General features: G+C 61.7%; 21 protein-coding genes. All 21 read left to right on the forward strand.

Annotated features, from left to right (window positions below; all coding sequences use genetic code 11):
- The first annotated feature begins 2 nt into the window (after positions 1 to 2).
- The 21 genes from AC07SZ_RS03995 (at position 3) to AC07SZ_RS04095 (ending at position 15,700) form a co-directional block, all read left to right on the forward strand.
- A complete protein-coding gene (locus AC07SZ_RS03995) occupies positions 3 to 209 on the forward strand; it encodes a hypothetical protein (RefSeq protein WP_494913319.1) in 207 nt (68 codons plus the stop codon).
- Positions 206 to 475 carry a hypothetical protein gene (locus AC07SZ_RS04000; RefSeq protein ID WP_494913321.1) on the forward strand — a complete coding sequence of 90 codons (270 nt, stop codon included), beginning with the start codon at positions 206 to 208 and terminating at the stop codon, positions 473 to 475. The genes AC07SZ_RS03995 and AC07SZ_RS04000 overlap by 4 nt, the downstream gene beginning before the upstream one ends.
- The gene (locus AC07SZ_RS04005) at positions 472 to 939 is read left to right on the forward strand and encodes a hypothetical protein (protein ID WP_494913322.1); all 468 of its coding nucleotides are present in this window, start codon (positions 472 to 474) and stop codon (positions 937 to 939) included. The genes AC07SZ_RS04000 and AC07SZ_RS04005 overlap by 4 nt, the downstream gene beginning before the upstream one ends.
- On the forward strand, positions 939 to 1,316 hold the full coding sequence (locus AC07SZ_RS04010; protein WP_494913324.1) for a hypothetical protein: 378 nt from the start codon (positions 939 to 941) through the stop codon (positions 1,314 to 1,316). Before AC07SZ_RS04005 ends, AC07SZ_RS04010 begins: the two co-directional genes overlap by 1 nt.
- A 35-nt stretch (positions 1,317 to 1,351) precedes the next feature.
- Complete coding sequence (locus AC07SZ_RS04015) at positions 1,352 to 1,609, forward strand: hypothetical protein (protein WP_494913326.1); 258 nt, start codon at positions 1,352 to 1,354, stop codon at positions 1,607 to 1,609.
- Positions 1,581 to 3,077 carry a phage terminase large subunit gene (gene terL / locus AC07SZ_RS04020; RefSeq protein ID WP_494913328.1) on the forward strand — a complete coding sequence of 499 codons (1,497 nt, stop codon included), beginning with the start codon at positions 1,581 to 1,583 and terminating at the stop codon, positions 3,075 to 3,077. The genes AC07SZ_RS04015 and terL overlap by 29 nt, the downstream gene beginning before the upstream one ends.
- 79 nt (positions 3,078 to 3,156) lie before the next feature.
- Complete coding sequence (locus AC07SZ_RS04025) at positions 3,157 to 3,366, forward strand: hypothetical protein (RefSeq protein WP_494913330.1); 210 nt, start codon at positions 3,157 to 3,159, stop codon at positions 3,364 to 3,366.
- Positions 3,367 to 3,438: 72 nt separating this feature from the next.
- The gene (locus AC07SZ_RS04030; RefSeq protein ID WP_494913331.1) at positions 3,439 to 5,814 is read left to right on the forward strand and encodes a hypothetical protein; all 2,376 of its coding nucleotides are present in this window, start codon (positions 3,439 to 3,441) and stop codon (positions 5,812 to 5,814) included.
- Entirely contained in the window at positions 5,811 to 7,598 is a 1,788-nt protein-coding gene (locus AC07SZ_RS04035) for a hypothetical protein (RefSeq protein WP_494913333.1), read from the forward strand. The genes AC07SZ_RS04030 and AC07SZ_RS04035 overlap by 4 nt, the downstream gene beginning before the upstream one ends.
- Positions 7,595 to 8,017 (forward strand): hypothetical protein, encoded by a 423-nt coding sequence (locus AC07SZ_RS04040; protein WP_494913335.1) that lies wholly within the window; start codon positions 7,595 to 7,597, stop codon positions 8,015 to 8,017. The genes AC07SZ_RS04035 and AC07SZ_RS04040 overlap by 4 nt, the downstream gene beginning before the upstream one ends.
- Positions 8,018 to 8,025: 8 nt before the next feature.
- Positions 8,026 to 8,397, forward strand: a complete 372-nt coding sequence (locus tag AC07SZ_RS04045) for a hypothetical protein (RefSeq protein WP_494913336.1) — start codon at positions 8,026 to 8,028, stop codon at positions 8,395 to 8,397.
- A 65-nt stretch (positions 8,398 to 8,462) separates the two neighbouring features.
- The gene (locus tag AC07SZ_RS04050; protein ID WP_494913337.1) at positions 8,463 to 8,705 is read left to right on the forward strand and encodes a spike base protein, RCAP_Rcc01079 family; all 243 of its coding nucleotides are present in this window, start codon (positions 8,463 to 8,465) and stop codon (positions 8,703 to 8,705) included.
- On the forward strand, positions 8,705 to 9,001 hold the full coding sequence (locus AC07SZ_RS04055; RefSeq protein ID WP_494913338.1) for a hypothetical protein: 297 nt from the start codon (positions 8,705 to 8,707) through the stop codon (positions 8,999 to 9,001). Before AC07SZ_RS04050 ends, AC07SZ_RS04055 begins: the two co-directional genes overlap by 1 nt.
- Positions 8,998 to 10,125, forward strand: coding sequence for a hypothetical protein (locus tag AC07SZ_RS04060; protein WP_494913339.1), 1,128 nt, complete (start codon positions 8,998 to 9,000; stop codon positions 10,123 to 10,125). Before AC07SZ_RS04055 ends, AC07SZ_RS04060 begins: the two co-directional genes overlap by 4 nt.
- Before the next feature lie 5 nt (positions 10,126 to 10,130).
- The gene (locus tag AC07SZ_RS04065) at positions 10,131 to 11,114 is read left to right on the forward strand and encodes a phage major capsid protein (RefSeq protein WP_494913341.1); all 984 of its coding nucleotides are present in this window, start codon (positions 10,131 to 10,133) and stop codon (positions 11,112 to 11,114) included.
- Between the two features lie 12 nt (positions 11,115 to 11,126).
- Entirely contained in the window at positions 11,127 to 11,618 is a 492-nt protein-coding gene (locus AC07SZ_RS04070) for a hypothetical protein (RefSeq protein ID WP_494913342.1), read from the forward strand.
- A 57-nt stretch (positions 11,619 to 11,675) separates the two neighbouring features.
- Positions 11,676 to 12,005, forward strand: a complete 330-nt coding sequence (locus AC07SZ_RS04075) for a hypothetical protein (RefSeq protein ID WP_494913343.1) — start codon at positions 11,676 to 11,678, stop codon at positions 12,003 to 12,005.
- A gap of 26 nt (positions 12,006 to 12,031) precedes the next feature.
- A complete protein-coding gene (locus AC07SZ_RS04080) occupies positions 12,032 to 12,694 on the forward strand; it encodes a hypothetical protein (protein ID WP_494913344.1) in 663 nt (220 codons plus the stop codon).
- Positions 12,694 to 13,398, forward strand: coding sequence for a phage adaptor protein (locus tag AC07SZ_RS04085; RefSeq protein ID WP_494913345.1), 705 nt, complete (start codon positions 12,694 to 12,696; stop codon positions 13,396 to 13,398). Before AC07SZ_RS04080 ends, AC07SZ_RS04085 begins: the two co-directional genes overlap by 1 nt.
- Positions 13,395 to 15,242, forward strand: a complete 1,848-nt coding sequence (locus AC07SZ_RS04090) for a hypothetical protein (protein ID WP_494913346.1) — start codon at positions 13,395 to 13,397, stop codon at positions 15,240 to 15,242. The genes AC07SZ_RS04085 and AC07SZ_RS04090 overlap by 4 nt, the downstream gene beginning before the upstream one ends.
- The gene (locus AC07SZ_RS04095; RefSeq protein ID WP_494913348.1) at positions 15,239 to 15,700 is read left to right on the forward strand and encodes a GNAT family N-acetyltransferase; all 462 of its coding nucleotides are present in this window, start codon (positions 15,239 to 15,241) and stop codon (positions 15,698 to 15,700) included. The genes AC07SZ_RS04090 and AC07SZ_RS04095 overlap by 4 nt, the downstream gene beginning before the upstream one ends.

Raw genomic sequence — 15,700 nt, forward strand, 5'->3', positions numbered from 1 at the left:
AAATGTCACTTATAGGGTACGCAGGGAAGGACACCGAGGCGTCGAAAGACCCAAGGCACGAATACGCCTACACGCGGTTCATGAACGGCGCGGACACGCTCCAGATCGCCAAGCACTACCATGTGCGGGAAAGCACGGTTCTCCGCTGGATCACCAATTGGCGCTGCTATCTCCGCGGACTGCCGTGCCCCTATGAGGTCCGGTCATGAGTCACAAACTCACAGCCGAGCAGGCCATCATCGTCAAGAAGGCGAAGCAGGAACGAGCGCGCGACCGAGACCGCAAGCTGAATCGGGAAGCGTCGGCACGGCTCAAGGCCGCCGGCCTGACATACCACGCAACCGGCCGGGTCGATCAGGATGACGTAGCCGCGCGCCTCGCCGAAATCCCGCCAGACACCCGCACGCTCACCCAGCGCATATGCGGCGATCCGTTGCCTGGCAGGGACGCGCTTTCACGGAGGGCGGTGCAGTGAGCGATTTTACCAGGCAATACCAAGGACACGCCCATCGCCCCGGCGACGGCATCATGGGCGACTGCTACCCAACAGCAATCGCATGTGTCCTCCAGCGGCACCGAGATACGATTCCCCACTGGCACGAAGATCTAACAGCCCACGAGGTGAACGCTCGATATGCAGAGTGGTTCAAAGAGCAGGGGCTGCGACAGATATATTTCCCAGTTCTCCCGCCGGAGGGCGGGATGTCCACAAACGATAGTGCGAACGAGATGTGGAGCAGGGGCAGCGGCCTGCCAATGATCATGACCGGGCAAGGCCCGCGCGGCGTCAACCACGTCATCGTCGTGTATGGCGAGAACGATTATTGGTGCCCAACACTCGGCGCTTTGGACGAGACGCTTTTTGAGGGGCCGGCATTGCCAAGCGGGTATTATTGGGCGGAATGGATTGTTCGCGAGCCGACAACGGTGCCCGAATGATGCCAGCCCGCCACCGCCCCTCAATGCCCTTCCACACCTTCTCCAGTTTCAACAAGAAGGGCGGCAGGACGCATCCCAAGGTTGCCCGCACCCGCAATCGCGTCCTCGACATGTGGGCGGAAATGGCCAGCTATTCGACAATCGCGGAAGAACTCGACATCGCCATCAGCACGGTTGTCGAGTATATTGCGCGAGCAAAGCGCCTGAAAGACCCGCGCGCCAATCGGCCCTATCGCCATCGCAAAATCCAGATCGCGGAAAAGCGCCGCCGCGACATCAAGCGGCTTCTGGCCGAGAACTATTCACCGCGCGAAATCGCCAAGCAGCTCGGGTGCACCAAGCGCCTGGTGCTGATCAGGATGAAGGAAAGCGCATAGTGGCCGCCGCCCTTAAACAAAGGCAAAAAAAGGCGATGCCGGTCAGCCCCGGCCGCCCCAAGGGCGTGCCCAACAAGACGACGACCGAAATCAAGACGGCGATCATCGAGGCATTCGAGAAGGCTGGCGGCGTGTCCTATCTGGTCAAGCTGGCGCACGATGACCCGCGCACGTTCTGCGCTCTCGTCGGCAAGGTGATACCGCTTCAGGTGACTGGCAATCTCGCAATCGAGCATATCACGAAGGAACAGAGGGACGCCGCAATTGCTGCCGCTGCTCGCGCCGACCGCTGAAGACTGGGCGTTTTCCCGGCTGTTGCCCTATGCTGCGATGCAATGGCCAGGATACCGGGACGCGGCGCACCACCGGCTGATATCGCGGAAGCTGGAGGCGGTTGAGCGCGGAGAGATCACTCGGCTCATGATTTCGATGCCGCCGCGCCACGGCAAGTCGATGCTGGCGAGCGAGTTCTTCCCGGCGTGGTATCTCGGCCGCAACCCGAACCACTACGTCATCGCTGCCACCTATGCGCAGGAACTCGCCGACGATTTCGGCCGCAAGGTGCGCAACCAACTCGCGGATCCGCTGTTCGCATCGATATTCCCTGGCGTCGGCCTGAAATCAGACAGCACATCATCGCGCCGGTTTCACGTGACGCAGCCGCTCGATAGCTTCACGACAGGGCAGGACGGCGCATACTTTGCTGTTGGCGTCGGCGGCCCGCTCACTGGGCGCGGGGCTCATCTGCTTCTGATCGATGACCCTGTGAAGAACCGTGAGGAGGCCGATTCCGAGCTGATCCGCAAGAAAACCAAGGATTGGTACACGTCTACCGCCTACACGCGCCTGATGCCCGGTGGCCGCGTCGTCGTCATTCAGACCCGGTGGCATGAGGATGACCTGTCTGGCTGGCAGTTGGCCGAACACAGCGATGAAGGCTGGGACGTGCTGTCGCTGCCGGCGATCAGCGATGACGGCAAGCCGCTGTGGCCCGAGCAATACGATCTGCCGGCGCTTGAGAATATCAGGCGCAACCTTGGCGCCCGCGACTGGTCCGCGCTCTACCAGCAGCGCCCGGTGCCCGATGAAGGTGACTATTTCCGCAAGGAATGGTTGCATGAGTATGAAAAACACCCGCCGCTCGAAACCATGCGCATCTATGGCGCGTCGGATTATGCAGTTACGGCGGACGGTGGCGACTACACGGTCCATATCGTCATCGGCATCGACCCGAAGGGCAATATCTGGCTGCTCGACCTCTGGCGCAAGCAGGCGGCATCCGATGAGTGGGTCGAGGCTTGGTGCGATCTAGTGAAATACTGGAAGCCAAGCCATTGGGGTGAGGAAGGCGGGCAGATCAATGCTGGCGTCGGCCCGTTCCTTGTCAAGCGCGCTCGGGAGCGGGAGGCGTTCACATGGCGTCGGCAGTTCACATCGCGGCACGACAAGGCGGTGCGCGCGCGCTCGATCCAAGGCCGTATGGCGATGAACGGGCTCATGGTGCCGAAGGGCGCACCATGGTTGGCGGATTTCATCCATGAGCTTCTGACGTTCCCGGCCGGCAAGCATGACGACCAGGTTGACGCGCTCGGGCTGTTCGGCCAGCTGCTCGACTTTGCCGGCAGTGGTCAGGAGGAAAAGAAGAAAGTCACAGTCAACAAGGATGTGTACGAGGCCCGCCCCGACGGCTCTATCCGCAGCGGGCAGACCGTGAAAGAGGCGGTCGAGGCGATGATCAAGCGGCGCCGCGCTGGCCGGTAGGGACTCAGGGCTATTATGCATATTTATCAATGGCATAGGCGCAAAATTGTGCTAATATGTAGCTGAAAGGAACTCGGTCATGCAAAAAGTGAAATGCGGCGGTGGGTATTACGATAGCGAACGCTGTGAATTCGTCAGGTATCCAGATGTCGAGGTTGTGGTTGAGGACGGTTGGCAGCAGCGGGCCATGGAGGCCATGCGCGCGGCCCCGCAGCCGTCTACTCTGCTCATGTCACCAGAGGTGTTCAAGATGTTTAACGAAGAGCTTGCGGAGGCTATGCAGTCATAACGGAACCGAAACGACTTTGACTGAAAATCAAGGCTCTACAAATTTCACCCTCGCCACGGCCACCATGCCCGCATGGCCAAGAAAGATGCGCGGACTGCCGATCAGCAAAAGCAGGGTGAGGCACTTCGCAAGGAGGGCGCCAAATGGCTGGCCCGCGTCGAGGCCGCCGGCAAGCTCGAAAAAGAGTGGATGGATGACGCCGAAAAGGCCGTCAAGGCTTTCACCGGCGAGGTGTCCAGTCAGTCTAGCAGCCGGTCTCTGGGCAACACCTACGATTTCAATATCCTGTTCGCCAATGTCGAGACGATCGTTCCCGCCGTCATCAACAGCCCGCCAGCGCCCGACGTGCGCCGCCGCTTCGGCGATGATGACCCGGCCGCGAAAGATGTGTCCGAGATCATCGAACGGATCATCAAGGTCCAGGTGGACGATGGCCGGCTTCAGGTTGAGCTTGAGGGCCAGGCGCAGGATGCATTCCTTGCCGGGCGTGGTGTTATCAGGCTACGGTTCAAGAGCGATTTCGTAAAGGATGGGGCCGATGATCTCGAAGACGCCGCAGAAGGCGAGACGCCAAGCGCCGCCGAAGACGCTGCCGACGCCAAGCAAGCTTATGGTGGCGGTGATGGCGATGCAGGATTGGCTGTGTCAGGCGACGCCCGAGGAGCTACAGAGGGCATTCTACCCGGAACTGGGCAAGCCCCCGTCGAACGCCTCGCGAACGAACGTATCGAATTCGAAGCCGTAAGCTGGCGCGACTATCGCCACGGCACGGCCAAGCGCTGGTGCGAACGCCCATGGGATGCCTTTCGCTTCTGCGTCCCCCGCGAGGATGAAGACACCGCTTTCGATACCGCCACCATTGGCATGCAGACCTCCGACCAAGAGAAGAAAGCCCGCGGCGAATCCGATAGCGATCTGACCGGCTGGGAAATCTGGTGCAAGGCCGAACGCAAGGTCTATTTCGTTGACGATACGGGCGTCATCCTCAAGACGGTGGATGACCCGCTTGGCCTGACCGATTTCTTCTGCATCGCAACGCCTGTGCAGCCGATCGAACTGACCGGGCGCCTGATGCCGGTGACGCCATTCTCGGTCTACAAGAAGCTCGCCGACGAGCTCGACCTCACCACCAAGCGCATCAACATCATCACCAACAAGATGCGCGTCAAGGGCTGGTATCCCGGTGATGCCGGCGACCTGGCTTCAATGGTCGCGGCCGAAGATGATGACTTCGTGCCGATCGCCAATGCCGAGGTCTGGGCCGCCAATGGTGGGCTTCAGGGTGCCGTCGCCTTCTGGCCGATCGACAAGTACGTGATCGTGCTGAAGGAGCTATACGCCGCCCGCGAGCAGACCAAGCAGGCCATTTACGAAATCACCGGGATTTCCGACATCGTGCGCGGTGCGTCGAAGTCCGATGAAACCCTTGGTGCCCAGCAGATCAAGACGCAATGGGGCTCGCTTCGTATCCAGAAGATGCAGCGCGCCATGGCTCGAGGTGCCCGCGACTTGTTCGTGATGATGTCCGAGATCATCCCCTCGAAATTCTCCGTCGAGACATTGGAGCAGATGACAGGCGTGCAGATCAAGCCGACGCAGCAGGATCTGACGCCCGTGCAGCCACCCCCGATGCCGCAATTGCCGCCCGGCCAGCCGCCGCCGCCCGAACTGGTGCAGGCGCAGAAGGCAGCACAGCAGGCCGAGGCCGAGCGCCAGAAGAAGCTGGCCAAGCTCGCCGGCATCCAGAAGCTTCTGAGCCAGCGTCTTTCGGCCATGTACCGCATCGATGTCGAGAGCGATTCCACCATCAAGGCCGATCTGTCCAGGCAGAAGGCCGAGGCCGGCGAATTCCTCCAGGCGGCAGGCGCATATTGGGCCGCTGTTGGTCCGCTGGTGCAGCAGGGCGAGCTTTCGGGTGAGGTTGCCGTGGAAATCTTCGCGGCCAACTCGCGGCTGTTCAACCTCGGCAAGTCTGTCGAGGACGTGCTTGAAAAGATGGTGGCTGATGCCAAGGACAAGGCCGAAAACCCTCCGCCTCCTCAACCAAGCCCCGAACAACAAAAAGCTGAAGCGGAAGCGAAGGCGCGAGAGGCGGACGCGGCGGCAAAAGTCAATGACGCCAAGCTCAAGCAGGCCCAAGGCGAGCAGGACATGCAGCACAAGCGCGAAATGCACGCGATGGACATGCAGAAGGCCGATCTTGCCCTGAAGACGCAGCGGCAGGCCGCGCATGCCCAGCACAGCCAGACGTTGGCAGAGCTTGGCGTGATTGCCCCGCCGCCCGCCGACACGGTGGACAGCGAGGCCGTGCTGAAGGAAATGGCGCTCCAGCGCGAGCAGTTCGGCCAGTTCATGGCCATGCTCACCAAGGCGCTGACCGCTCCGAAGAAGGTCATCAAGGACCAGCAGGGCCGCCCGATCGGCGTTGAAACGGTGCCGATGCAATGACGATTTCGCTGAAGCACAAATTCACGTCGGCCATTCCCGACGCGGGCGACCCGAGCATTGTCCAGCCATCCAACTGGAACGATGAGCATGCGCTGACCCAGGCCACATCGACCATCCTTGGCCGCGTGACCGCCGGGACGGGCGTGACCGAGGAATTGACCCCGGCACAGACCCGCACGCTGCTGAACGTCGCCGATGGCGCCACGGCGAACAGTTCGGACGCCTTCCTGCTTGCTCGAGCGAACCACACCGGCACGCAGTCCGCGGATACGCTCACCGACGGCACCACGAACAAGGCGTTTCTCGCCACGGAACGCACGAAACTGGCTGGCATCGCGACGGGGGCTGATGTCACCGCCACCGCGCTCAACGCCACGGCCAAGGGCACGCCAGTGGATGCTGATCGCGTCCATGGCAGCGATAGCGCGGCATCGTTTGGTATGGTCTATGCGACATGGACGCAGGTCAAAGCGTTCCTGAAGACCTATTTCGACACGCTTTACCAGCCCTTGCTGGCTTCGCTCACCTCATGGGGCGCCGTGGTGCGGGCGGCTGGCTTCGACACGTTCGCGGCCACGCCGACATCGGCAAACTTGCGCGCACTGCTCTCCGATGAGGTGGGGACAGGCGCGGCGTATTTCGTGGGTGGTGCGCTCGGCACGCCTGCGTCCGGTACGGCAACGAACCTGACCGGCCTTCCTGTCTCTACGGGCATCTCAGGCTTGGGATCTGGCGTTGCTGCATTCCTCGCAACGCCGTCGAGCGCGAATTTCGCGACCGCATTGACGGATGAGACGGGGACTGCCGGTTCGGTCGTGATGTCGGTTTCGCCCGCTCTGACAGGCACACCCACAGCCCCCACAGCCGCCGTGGACACGAACACCACCCAGCTTGCAACCACTGCCATGGTGCTGGCGCAGGCCGCCGCCGCTACACCGCTCGGGAACGCAGCAACCGCAGTTGTCGGAACCTCGACGCGCTTTGCCCGCGCGGATCACGTTCACCCTGGCCGCGAAGTCCTGACCGCCAATCGAACCTATTTCGTGCTGACGACGGGTAGCGACAGCAACACAGGGTTGGTCAACTCGGCTGGCGGTGCATTCCTGACGCCTCAGAAGGCAGCTGACGTGATTTGCGGTTCTCTCGACTTGGCCGGGTTCATCGTCACGATTTCAATTGGTGCAGGAACGTTTACCGGCCCTGTTTTCTCCAAGACATTCATCGGCGGCGATGTGGTCATTACGGGTGCCGGCGCAGCATCAACGACCCTTACGTCGACCGGATCGGCGACGTTGAATACATCGGCGGTCCAGGTGGGCACGATTACGGTCAACTCATTCAAGATCACCGGAACCGGAGGCGCTACCACCGGGATACGGTTGGACGCGATTTCGAAGGTTTCCATTGGCACCGGGATTGAATTCGGATCTTGCACCGGTCGGCATATGCTCCTCGCCGCGCCGGGCGCTTTCATCCAGGCAGGCAGCGCGACTTATACCATCTCCGGCGGCGCGACTGCGCATTATGAGGCCGGTTCGAATTCGTTCATTCGCGCAGATGGCTGTTCGATTACGCTGACCGGCACCCCTGCCTTTTCCAGCGCCTTTGCGGTCGCCAACTATGGCGGTGTGATGCAAGTCGGGTCCACCACCTACACAGGGAGCGCCACAGGGGCTCGCTACACAGCAACGCTTGCCGGCGGCATCAACACGTCGGGCGGCGGCGCGAGTTATTTCCCCGGCAATTCCGCTGGGTCTGCAACATCTCCAGGGTGGTACCTATGAGCGAGCCAGCCGCCTACAACCCGCAGGACTGGTTCTGGATTGTCGCCGACGACGAAAGCCGCTTCTGGTCGAGCGCTGCCGGCGCCTATGTCGAAGCATTGCCGCAGGGCGCTGGCGTGACACGGATCCTCAATGAAGGCGAGTTGACCGACGTGCTGGCGGTCTACGGATTGCCAGGTCCGACTGTGCGAGTGCCTGTAATGGTTTCTGCCCGCCAGTTCAAACTGCAACTTCTGGTATCAGGGCTGCTCAGTCAGGTCGAGACGTTCATTGCCTCGCAGGGGAAGGCTGTGCAGATCGCCTATGACAACAGCGGCTCCTTTGTCCGCACCGAACCGATGATGCAGTCAGGGTTCACGGCGCTCGGCTTCACCGGCCCCCAGATCGACGCTTTCTTCATGGCTGCTGCGAAACTGTAGGGGCGGTCATGGCCTTCACAGCGTTCCAAACGAATGCCTTCCTCAATGCAGGCTTCCAAACCATCTTCCAACAGGTGCCGCAGCCTGGCGACGGGTTCGCCGGCCGAGGCTATTACCGCAAGCCGACCATTTACCTCGACCGCGACGGCAAGCCCGTCGACATTCATGCGCGCAAGCCCGAGCCGGTTGTTGAACCGGAGATCCTGCCCGAACTGACGCCGGCCATGCTTGAAGCGCTGATGGCGCGCATGCAGGTTGCACCGGTGCCGAGGGTCGATCCCATGGCCAGCATCGAGGCCAAGATGGGCAGGATGCTCATCCAGCGCGAGCTTGACGCCATGGCCGACGACGACGCCGCGCTTGTGCTGCTGCTGACGTAAAATCAAGGCTCTACAAATTTCACCCCGGCCGCCGGCATCCTTGTGAAGAACAAAGGATTTCGCCCATGGGCTTGTACGTCGAATCTGGCTCCCCGACCGACGCGGCGGCAATCACGCCCAGCGACACGACCGCCGTCAATTTCGATGCGATCTATGTTGGCGGCGCCGGAAACGTGGCCGTGACCACCTTCAATGGAACCGTCGTCACCTTCACCGCGCCGCCGGTCGGCACCTTCCTGTGGGTCAAGTGCAAGAAGGTCATGGCGACGAACACCACGGCAACGCTCCTAGTGGGGCTGAATTTCTGATGGCTCGCTACCTGTTCAGGGACGGCATTTTCGTGGATCGCCAGACCGGCGCGCCGATGGAGAAGCCGTTCGCGGGCAAGATCACCATGCCGGCCGTGATGTCCGATATTCCAGAATACGCCAGCCCGATCGACGGGAAGATGATCACCTCGCGTTCGCAGCGCCGCGATGACCTCGCGCGCAACAATTGCGTCGATGCCCGTGACCTTCCCGGCCCGACTGGTGGCAAGGCCAAGTTCCGCAATCCGCATTTCTGCGCCAAACGCAAACTCGACGTCAGCGAGGATTTCAAATGAGCATGCTCGAAGCCGCCACCGATCCCGGCCCGTCCGCCGCCGTCGTCAATGACGCCGCGCTGTCCAACGACAATGCCGCGCCATCCAATCCCGACGCGGCTTTGGAAGCAATTTGGAACAAGAATGAGCGCGACAACGGCGCGGAACGTGAGGCCGGGAAGTTCGTCAGCCCCGATCCCGACAAGCGCGCGGAGCCCGTCCGTAGCGGGGACCCGGCGAAAGCCGGTAGGGGAGAGGCGCCCGCCGTCGGTGGTCTGACGCCTGACGCCGGTGCGGTGCCTCTCCCCGACAATTGGAAGGGCATCCAGGGCGCCGATGCCGTCAAGGATGCGTGGGGCAAGACGCCTGCCGAGTTGCGCGCCTTCGTGGCCGCGCGCGAGCAGGAATTGCAGGGCCGCCTGTCCGATCATGGCCGCGAGCTTTCCACCTTCAAGCCGCTTAAGGAAGTGCTGGACAAGAACGGCAAGTATTTCGACCCCAACACCGGCGCCAAGATCGACGGCAAGGTCGTCACCCCGGCGCAGGCCGTGGAATACCTGTTCAACGTGCAGCGGGACATGGAAGCGAATCCGGTCCCGACCATCATGTCGATTATCGACCGCTACGGCATCCGCGACAAGATCGCGGCCACCTTCGGCGCGACCGTCCAGCAGGGCGAGGCAGAATTGCGGCAGGAGATCGCCGGGCTGAAGCAGATGCTTGCATCTGTCGTAAACCCCGCGAGCATCGATGACCGCATAAACCAGAAGCTTCAGGAGCGGACCGACCAGCAGTCGGCCGCCGAAGAGTTGACCCGCTTGTCAGCCGACAAGCCGCTCTACTCGGAAATCCCTGAGGCCGACATGGTAGAGTCCATCCACAAGGCGCGAAGGAAGCTTGGTGAAGCCGCCTCGAAAGAGGCCGTGTTCAATCTGGCTTACGACATGGCCGTCAATGCTGATCCCGACCTCCGGGTCAAGGCCGCCGCTCCGAAAGCAGCCGCGCCAGTCGACGCCGGGAAGAAGGTCCAGGACGCCAAGCGCGCCGCGAGCGTCAACATCCCCTCAACGCAATCCGGCAAAGGCCGCGTCCTCACCGAAGATGAGGAACTTGGCGCGGTCTTCGATCGCAATCAGAAAGGTTAAATCAGATGGCTGGTCCGTCGACCACCTTCACTGAAATGGTGTCCACCACTCTGCGCAACAGCGCAACCGAAGTGGCCGACAACGTTTCGAAGAACAACGCTCTTCTTAACCGGCTGAAGAAGAAGAACAAGATCCGCGACCTTGACGGCGGCACCGAAATTCAGGTGCAGCTCGAATACGCGGAAAACGGCACCTATCAGCGCTATGCCGGCCTCGACACGCTGAATACCAACGGTTCGGACGTTGTGACTTCCGCCAAATACGACTGGTGCCAGGTGGCGCTGCATGTCGTCTCGAGCGGCAAGGAGCTTCGCCAGAACTCCGGCAAGTATGCGATGATCAACCTCGTCAAGACCAAGAAGGCGAACGCGCTGAAGACCGCCGCGAACAACTTCTCCGTCGATCTCTACTCGGATGGCTCGCTGTCCAACCAGATCGGCGGCATGGCGAACATCATCCAGACCAACGGTCAGGGCATCGTCGGCGGCATCGACGCCGGCACCTGGACGTTCTGGCGCAACAAGTTCCGCGAGGCCACCGGCACCAACACGGCGCTGACCCCGAACGCGGCCAATGCTGCAGCCTTCACGGCTGACATGGGCGCTCTCTGGCTCCCGCTCAACCGTGGCGCCGACAAGCCGGACCTGATCATCTTCTCGCAGGACTTCTACGTCCTCTACGAGACCGGCCAGCAGCAGTTGCAGCGCTACATGGACGCCGATCTTGCCCAGTCGGGCTTTATCGGCCTGAAATACAAGACCGCCGACGTGATCTTCGATGACAACACGAATTTCACGACGACGGCCGAGAAGGGCTATTTCATCAACTCCGACTACCTCTATGTCGATCAGCACAAAGAGGCCCAGTGGACGCAGGACGACGACAAGCGCCCTGTGAACCAGGACGCGGTGGTCATCCCCTTCTACTGGATGGGAAACCTTGTTTGCTCGAACCGGTCGCTGCAGGGCGTCCTGTTTGACGCGGCATAAGGAGCGAAGAAGATGACCTCTATCGTTGGAATGGACGTAACCCGCACCTACACCGCAGCCCAGCTGACCGGTGCGGATTCGGGCAAGGCTCCGAAGGTCGGCGACATCTACGAGTCGTTCGACAACAAGACGTTTCGCTTCGTCAAGTACAACCAGGGCGCCGGCGCGATCGCCGCCGTCGCTGGCAACGTCGTCGGCTTCTACGCCCCCGGCGGCACTTCGACCGGCGTCACGAACGAAGTGACCTCGGACGTGTCCGACACGGCGGCCAATGGTGCCGGCGTGCTGGCTGGCGCTCCGGGCAACGGCGAATATGGCTGGATCCAGGTGAAGGGTGTCGCAACCCTGAACACGGCTTTGGTCTCGGGTGCCTCGGGACAGGCTCTTGCCCTGTCCGTGACCACCGACGGCACGCTGAAGGTGGCCGCCGCCGTGACGGAAACGATCTGCGCAAACTGCATCCTGGCTTCGTCCAAGATCGTGATGTGCAACTTCCCGTACTGACCTGACTTGGGCGGGGCTTCGGCCTCGCCCATTCCCTCATCAAAAGGAGCGCCCGAGATGGCCGACGAAACCGACGTGCAGACCGATATCCCTGTCGAGGCCGTTGCGGCGCCGAACGATGCAGCCGGGAATCCCGTGGCCGAAGTGGCCGCACCCGACATCGCCGATGAGCCCGCTCCCGATCCGGTGCTTGAGCCCGTCGAGCAGGACACCAGCCCGCCTGTGGTCGACACCGAGGCACATCATTTCCGCACCTTCCGCCAGCTTTGGAACGGCGGCGAACGCCGTGCGGCCTATGCGCTGGTGCAGGCCGGCCAGTTCGCGGAGGACGAGTTTTCAGCCCTGCTGAACGAGTTCCCCGACCTTCTCAAGATCATCAACAGCTAAGGGCCGAGCCCTTCAGGAGTCAGAAAATGGCCGATAACGAAATCCCGATGATCCGGGTCATCAGCTTCAAGACCTCATATGAGAACCGCCCCATCAAGGGCGATCCGGTCACCGAAAAGTGCGATGCGAAGGGCTACAAGGTCGATGTCAGCGGCCGGCGCCTGACCGAGCTCCAGGCCGTCGACTATGTGACCTATTCCCCGTCGCACTCGCCGCTCAACACCCGCACCACGGAGCGCGTGCATCTGCTCATTCCCGATCCAGACCGCATGGGCCTCGATCAGGATGGCGAGAAGCTGCGCTTCATGACGCACCGGTGGAACCAGATCGAGCCGGCCTATCGCGCGTTCAAGGAAGGCGCCGAAATCCCGATCAACGGCACACCGCTGGCCGCATGGTCCGGCGTCACGCCCGAGCAGGCCGATGTGTTGCGCACGTCCGGCATCCGCACGGTCGAGGAAGTCCGCGACATGACGGAAGGCCAGGCCGACAAGGTGCGCCTGCCGAACATGCGCGACATGCGCAAGCAGGCCAAGCTGTTCCTCGAGAACACCGACACCGCCAAGGCCGCCGAGCGCGAAGCCGCCAAGGACGCCACAATCGCCGAACTGGTCGAGCGCCAGGCAGCGATGGAAGCGATGATCGAGGAACTGACCAAGCCCAAGGGCAAGGCTGAAAAGGTCGCCTGATGGCAATTCTCGATGTGGTGCAAGGTGCTGCGACCGTCCTCGGCCTCGACGTGCCGACACAGGTCTATGGCAACACCGCACGAGAAATGGTCGAAATGCAGGACCTTGCCAACGTCATGGCGTCGGAGATTGCCGACGCTTATGACTGGCAGAAATTGCTGATCTACAACACGTTCACCGGCGACGGGATTGCATCGACGTTCGATCTCCCGGCCGACTATAGCCGCATGCAGAAATCGTCCTCGCTGTGGTCCTCGCGCTGGCTGTGGAGGACGAACCACCTCACCAGCCCCGATCTGTGGACCCAGCTTCAGGTGACGCCCGTCGCCTCGGTCAATGGCTATTGGATCATCTTCGGTGACCAGTTTCACCAATGGCCGGTCATGGCCGCCGGCGAGACGGTGAAATTCTTCTACGTCTCCAACCAGATCGTGCTGGCAAGCAACGCATCGCTGAAGACCGAATTCACGGAAGACGCCGACACCTTCCGGCTCGATGAGCGCCTGCTCAAGCTCGCTATCATCTACCGGTGGAAGCAGAACAAGGGCCAGGCATACGAGCAGTGGTTTGACGACTATCAGACCTTGCTTTTGCGCAACATGGACAAGGACAGCGGCTCGAAGCCCGTCATTTCCGGCCAGCCGCCGCTTAGCTGGCGCGGCCGCAACATCGCGTGGCCAGGCACGGTCACAGGTGCCCCGTGAGGGTTGAGCGCTTCCCCGGCAAGCGCAAGGCCGTCCCGCTTCAGGCGAGGGCGCAGGCGCAACCCTACACCTTTGGCGCTCCCGTCGCCGGCTGGGTGACGAACCGCAGCCTTGTGAAGTCGGCGCCGTTCTCCGCGCACACGCTTGAAAACTGGTTCCCGACCTCCACCGGCATTGCCTTGCGTGGTGGATCGATCAAGCGCGCCACGATCTCGGCGCTCCCCGTCGAAAGCTTCATCACCTACAATGCCGGCGGCACCAAGAAACTCTGGGCCTGTGATGCGAACACCATCCGCGATGTGACCAGCCCGGCCGATCCGGTGACGCCGCCGGCCGCCGATGTTTCCGGGCAGACCTCTGGCTATTATGCCTACGTGAATTTCACCACGTCGGGCGATAGCTTCGTGGTCGCGGTCAACGGCACCGACTTCATGCAGCTTTACAGCCAGACTTTCGGCTGGTCGGCTGTCAACGGCTTGGCCACTTATCGCCTCAACTTCGATGCGCAGACGGTCAATTTCCCAAGCTCTGGCACGGTGACGGGCGGGACGAGCGGCGCAACCGCGACCATCGTCAAGAACGTCGACAACGGCACCACTGGCTCCCTGCTGGTTCAGTCGATCACCGGCACGTTCCAGGACAACGAGACCATCACCGGTGGCGGCGGTTCGGCCAAGGCGGATATTCCGACCGGCGTTGTTCAGGTCTCGGCAGCGATCACAGGCGTCAACACGTCCTTGCTCTCGCATGTCTGGCTCTACCGTAACCGGCTGTTCTTCATCGAAGGCGGCACGATGCGCGCCCGTTATCTCCCGGTGGACAGCGTGACGGGCGCGATCGGAACGTTGAACCTGTCGGGCGTCTTCCAGCGCGGCGGCTCGCTGCTGTTCGGCGCAACCTGGTCGATGGAAACCGGCAACGGCATCGATGACAAGTGCGTCTTCATCACCACGGAAGGCGAGGCGGCGATTTATGAGGGCTCAAACCCAGCCGGGGCAACCGCGGCGGATTGGAACCTTGTCGGGCGCTATGACATCACGACGCCCATGGGCAAGCGCGGCACGATGCGCGCCGGTGGCGATCTGATCATCCTCACCAAGGAAGGGTTGGTCCCGATCTCGGCGGCGATCACCAAGGATGCCGCCGCCCTGTCGCTGGCCGCCATCTCTCGCAATATCGAGCCGGACTGGAAGCGAGAGGCCGCGCGCCGCTCCTCGATGCCGTGGGAGATCATCAAGTGGCCCGATATGAACTATGCCATCGTCTCCCTGCCGATCACCTCGACCGGTCAGGAATCGTGGGCGTTCGTCGTCAATCTCGAAACCGGCGCCTGGTGCAAGTTCGTCGGCTGGCCGACACGCTGCCTTGAACTACACAATTCCCGGCTGTTCTTCGGCACCAACGACGGCAAGGTGTTCGAGGCCGAGATCAACGGCACCGACGATACCGGCCCGATCTACTACACCTATATCGGCAATCCCGACCACATGAAAAGCATGGGCCGGCTGAAGACGGTGCGCGAGGCTCGAGCGACGTTTCTAAGCGCCACGCCGTACATCCCGAAGATCTCGATTTCGGTCAACTATGCCATCACCTTGCCGTCTGCCCCGACTTCAGCCGATGGCGGCACGCTCGACCTGTGGGATTCCGGCCTGTGGGATACGGCGAAGTGGGACCAGGCCGCGCCGGTGGCATCCGTCGGTGGCGGCCAGTGGCAGTCGATCGGCAAGACCGGCTACGTGGTCCAGCCTCAGTTGCAGATCACCGGCTCGCTTTCCTACCGGCCGAACACCGAATTCGTGCAGATGGACGTGACCTACGAAAACGGAGGCGTTGTCGTATGAGCTACGATATCGCCATCGAGGATTTCAGCGCGGCATGGGCTGAACTCGAACCGCTGTGCAGGACGCACTACGGCGAGATGCAGGCGCGCATGGCGGCCGAAGGCATGGCGATCGGCGATTTCAAGCCGCGTGTGTCGACCTATGCCGGCGCGCCTCATCTGCTCTGCTTCGTGGTCAGGACCGAGGGCGAGGCCGTCGGCTACGCCTTCATCTGGGTCACGCAGGACATGCACAATTCCGAACTGATCGGCATGGAAGACACGATCTATATTCGCCCGGATCACCGAAACGGCATCGGCCGCCGTTTCACCAAGCATATCCTGTCCGACCTTAAGGCGCGCGGGTGTCAGCGAGCGCATGTGACCATCGCAACGGATCTTCGTGTCGCAAAGATGTGCGAACGGGTCGGTTTCAAGCGTTCGGCCATCGCCATGACATATTTCCTTCAGGAGCAATAA

Source organism: Mesorhizobium sp. GW821-FHT07A06 (genome assembly GCF_059419085.1).